Here is a 4,180-nt window from a genome sequence, read left to right on the forward strand (position 1 = left end):
GCCGGAGCTTCGGTGGCGGCGGGTTCGGACTCGGCCTCCTCCGGCGCGGTGGACCCGACCGGCTCCTGGAGGACCACCCGGTGCGCCTCCCGCACCGCGGCCCCCGGCTCCACGCCGAGCTCCTCGACCAGCCTGCGCCGCAGCTCCCGGTGCACGGCGAGCGCCTCCGCCTGCCGCCCCGCACGGTGCAGGACCAGCATCAGCTGCCGGTGGAAGGCCTCCCGCAAGGGGTACTCGGCGACCAGCTCGGCGAGCTCCGGCACGAGCCCGCCGCCGCTGCCAAGGCCGATCTCCGCGTCGTAGCGCAGTTCGAGGGCGAGGAGCCGCGCCTCTTCGAGCCGCGGCACGAGCGCGTGGCCCGCGGCGTCCGCGGGCAGACCGTCCAGCGGGGTGCCGCGCCACAGGGCGAGCGCGTCGGACGCGGCGTCCGCGCAGCCCTGCCAGTCGCGCTCCGCGTGTGCCGTCCGGGCCCGCGCGACGAGCTGCTCGAACACGCGTACGTCGAGCTCACCCTCGCCCACCCGCAGCCGGTAGCCCGGGGGCACCGCCCGCAGCCGGTCCGGGTCGTCGAGCAGCCGACGCAGACGCGTGACGTGGTTCTGCAGCGAGGCGTGCGCGGAAGCGGGCGGGTAGCCGCCCCACAGTGCGTCCTTGAGGGCGTCGACGGAGACGACCCTGCCCGGTTCGAGGAGGAGCGCGGCCAGGAGAGCGCGCCCCTTGGCGCTCTGGACGGGTTGCGGTTCACCGTCCGCGTCGTACACGGCGGGTGCGCCAAGGAGCCCGAACCGCAACTCACTCCGCATGCCCACGTCATCTCCCGCCAACCGTTGGCCTCATGTTAGCGATCGGTTGGCGGGCCCTGATGGAATCCATGCATCGGAACCGGCCACGGCGGCGCTCGCGCGGATCGCGCAGCTCGGGGGAGTGACGCCGCCGCGGCCGGGTCCGATCATCTTCCGCCGAGAGCGGTCAATTCCCTTGCCTGACGGGCAACTTGGGAATTCCCCGGCGTCGCACGACGCCTCGCGGCGCCGCCGAGCCCGTCGGATCCGCACCCGGGCCACGGCCGTCCGGCGCCCGCGCGAGGGCGGGCCCGCCTCGGATACCGGCACGACTTGCTCACCGATCGGTCACCAATCGCTCACGCGTCGGCGCCTGGTACGGGGGTTCGTCCGCCCGTGCTGGTGGCGGACTTGGCCCTTACCGGCGGTACGGCAGGCTACCTGATGGGCGATACAACTATCTGGGGTGGGGTGCGGGCGGCCATCCGGTGTGTGGCGCGGGGTCACGGGCGCCGGGCGCGGCTATCCGCCGTACGGCACAACCACGACCTGGAATTCGTCCTCGTACACGACCCGCCCCGGATCCGACGACCGCAGCATCCGGCACTCGACGCCGTGCGCGTCCAGGATCTCCAGATAGCCCGGCACCCGCTCGATGAGATGCGTGGCGGTGGACTTGAACCAGGCCACGGCTCCCGGGGTGATCTCGGGGTCGTACACGGTCGGATCGACCTTCGAGGGGGTCGGGTACGCGGCGTCGTACCAGGCGTTGTTGGCCCGCCGGAAACTCTCCTGCTCCGGCGTGAGCCTCCCCTCCCGGGCAAGCCCGTTGACCAGCACGAACACCCCGGGAAAGTGCCCGCGTTCATGCCGCACAGGCGACTGGAACCGTACGAACTCCGCTGTCTCCGCCGTCTCCAGCGTCTCCGCTGTCTCCGGCGTCTCCGGCGTCTCCGCCGTCTCCGGCGTCTCCGCCGTCTCCAGCGCCTCCGCCGTCTCCGCCGTCTCCAGCGCCTCCGCCGTCTCCGGCCTCTCGTCGTCACGCATCAGGGCATCCTCGCACCCGCATCCCCACCGGGGCCCGCCCGACGAGCAAGATCGGCCAGCACCCCCAACGCGTCCCCGAGCACGTCGACCGGCGGCGACGCGAGCCCGATCCTGACCGCGCCGGGCGCGGACCGCTCCCCGACCGCGAAGGCCGACCCGGGCGTCACGGCGACCCCCCGCTCGGCCGCGGCGGCGACGAAGGCCTCGGCCCTCCAGTGCGCGGGCAGCTCCCACCAGCAGAAATAGGAACGGGGGTCGACATGGACCCGCCCCGAACGAGCCACGGACTCCACACCCACCCCAAGCCGCTCCCGCACGACCCCGTGCCGCACCCCCACATCGACGCGCTTGGCGGCGACCACCGACTCCACCGTCCCGTCCCCGCACCACCGCACCGCGGCCTCCAGATTCACCCCGCCCGCCGTCCAGGCGCCGGAGCGCAAGGTCCGCGCGAGAACGTCCAGATGACCCGGGGGTGCGGTCAGCATCCCCACGGTGAGTCCAGGGGCGAGCCGCTTGGAGAGGCTGTCGACGAGGACCGTGCGGTCCGGGGCGTACGCGGCGAGCGGCGCGGGAGCGTCCTCGGCGAGAAAGGCCCACGTCGTGTCCTCGATCGCGAACAGATCCAACTCCCCCAGCATGGCGGCCAGTTCGGCCCGCCGCTCCGGACCGGCCGTCAGGGACAACGGATTGTGCAGCGTCGGCTGTAGGTACACCGCGCTGAGCGGCGCCGCACCGCGCTGAACGGCGGCCAGCGCGTCCGGACGCATCCCCTCCGCGTCCACGGCGACCGGCACCAAACTCACCCCGAGCCGCTCGGCGATGGCCTTGACCAGCGGATACGTCAGCTCCTCGACGCCGAGACGGCCTCCAGGGCGTACGAGGGACGAGATCGCGGCGGCGATGGCCTGCCGCCCGTTGCCGGCGAAGAGGACATGGGCGGGGTCCGGCCGCCAGCCCGCCCGGGCCAGCACGTCGGCGGCGGCAGACCGCGCCTGGGGGGTGCCGTCGGCGGCGGCCGGGCGGCTGGCCTCCAGGAGGACGTCCGGGCGCAGCAGCGGGGCGATGCCGCGGGCCATCAGCTCGGACTGCCCTTGTGTGACGGGGTAGTTGAGCTCCAGGTTCACCGGCGGCGCGTCCACCCCTCGCGGCTGCTCGGCGAGCGAGGCGGACCCGCCGGGGTGCGGGGGCGCGGCCCTGACGAAGGTGCCACGCCCGACCTCGCCCACCGCGAGGCCCCGTCGCACCAACTCGCCGTACACGCGGATGGCGGTGGAGTTCGCGATCCGCCGATGCCGGGCGAAGGCCCGCTGCGTCGGCAACCGATCGCCGGGCCGCAACGCACCCCGCTCGATCTCCCCGGCCACTTCATCGGCGACGAGCCGATAGTCACGACGTCCAGCCACAGGAACCCCCAAACCAACCGCATTGCACCGAGAGCAAAGACCCTATTGCACCGCCGAGTTACCCCCGCCTAGCCTCCCCCCATGGCAACCGCGCACCTCAACGGCATAACCATCGGCTACGACGACGAAGGGCCCGGCGGTGAAGGGCCCGGCAGCGAAGGCCCTGGCGGCGAAGGCCCGACCGACTGGACCCCACCCCTGCTCCTCCTCCACGGCCACCCATTCGACCGCACGATGTGGACCCCCCAGCGCACCGCCCTCTCCCCGACCCACCGCGTCATCACCCCAGACCTCCGCGGCTACGGCGAGACGGACGTCGTCCCCGGCACCACCCCCTTCGCCACCTTCGCCGCGGACGTCCTCGCCCTCCTTGACCACCTCGGCGTGGCCCGCTGCGCGCTCGGCGGCCTCTCCATGGGCGGCCAGATCGCGATGGAGTGCCTGCGCCTGTTCCCGGAGCGGATCAGCGGCCTGCTCCTGGCCGACACCTTCCCGACCGCCGAGACGGACGAGGGCAAGGCCTGGCGCAACGCCCTGGCCGACCGGCTGCTTGCCGAGGGCTTGAAGCCGTACGCCGATGAAGTACTGGACAAGATGGCGGCCCCGTACAACCCACGGGCCGCCGCCCATGTGCACCGCATGATGCTGGCCGCCCCACCGGAAGGCGCGGCGGCGGCCCTGCGCGGAAGGGCCGAACGCCCGGACTACCGGACCCTGTTGACCCAGGTCGCGGTCCCCGCCCTGATCGTCGTAGGCCATGACGACACGTACACACCGGTGTCCGACGCCGAGGCCATGCGCGACGCGATCCCCGGCGCGGAACTGTGCGTGGTGGAGTCGGCGGCCCACATGCCGAACCTGGAGCAGCCGGAGGTGTTCAACGCGGCGGTGCGCGGTTGGCTGACCCGGATCAACACCTGACCCTGCCCCTCCCCCGGCCCCCAC

At 73.2% G+C, this 4,180-nt stretch carries 4 protein-coding genes; 1 reads left to right on the plus strand and 3 read right to left on the minus strand.

Going from position 1 to position 4,180, the window contains the following annotated elements:
* From E2651_RS41650 to E2651_RS41665, 3 genes are all read right to left on the minus strand, one after another.
* The coding region (locus E2651_RS41650) for an AfsR/SARP family transcriptional regulator (protein WP_135336469.1) at positions 1 to 803 on the minus strand (803 nt) is incomplete at its 3' end.
* A gap of 501 nt (positions 804 to 1,304) precedes the next feature.
* Positions 1,305 to 1,703, minus strand: a complete 399-nt coding sequence (locus tag E2651_RS41655) for a hypothetical protein (RefSeq protein WP_135336470.1) — start codon at positions 1,701 to 1,703, stop codon at positions 1,305 to 1,307.
* Between the two features lie 125 nt (positions 1,704 to 1,828).
* Positions 1,829 to 3,235, minus strand: coding sequence for a PLP-dependent aminotransferase family protein (locus tag E2651_RS41665; protein WP_135336467.1), 1,407 nt, complete (start codon positions 3,233 to 3,235; stop codon positions 1,829 to 1,831).
* Positions 3,236 to 3,316: 81 nt separating this feature from the next.
* On the opposite strand from E2651_RS41665, the gene E2651_RS41670 reads away from it, so the two are divergent.
* Entirely contained in the window at positions 3,317 to 4,156 is an 840-nt protein-coding gene (locus tag E2651_RS41670; RefSeq protein ID WP_135336468.1) for an alpha/beta fold hydrolase, read from the plus strand.
* Positions 4,157 to 4,180 lie beyond the last annotated feature (24 nt).

The organism is Streptomyces sp. MZ04 (genome assembly GCF_004684775.1).
Taxonomy (GTDB): Bacteria; Actinomycetota; Actinomycetes; order Streptomycetales; family Streptomycetaceae; genus Streptomyces.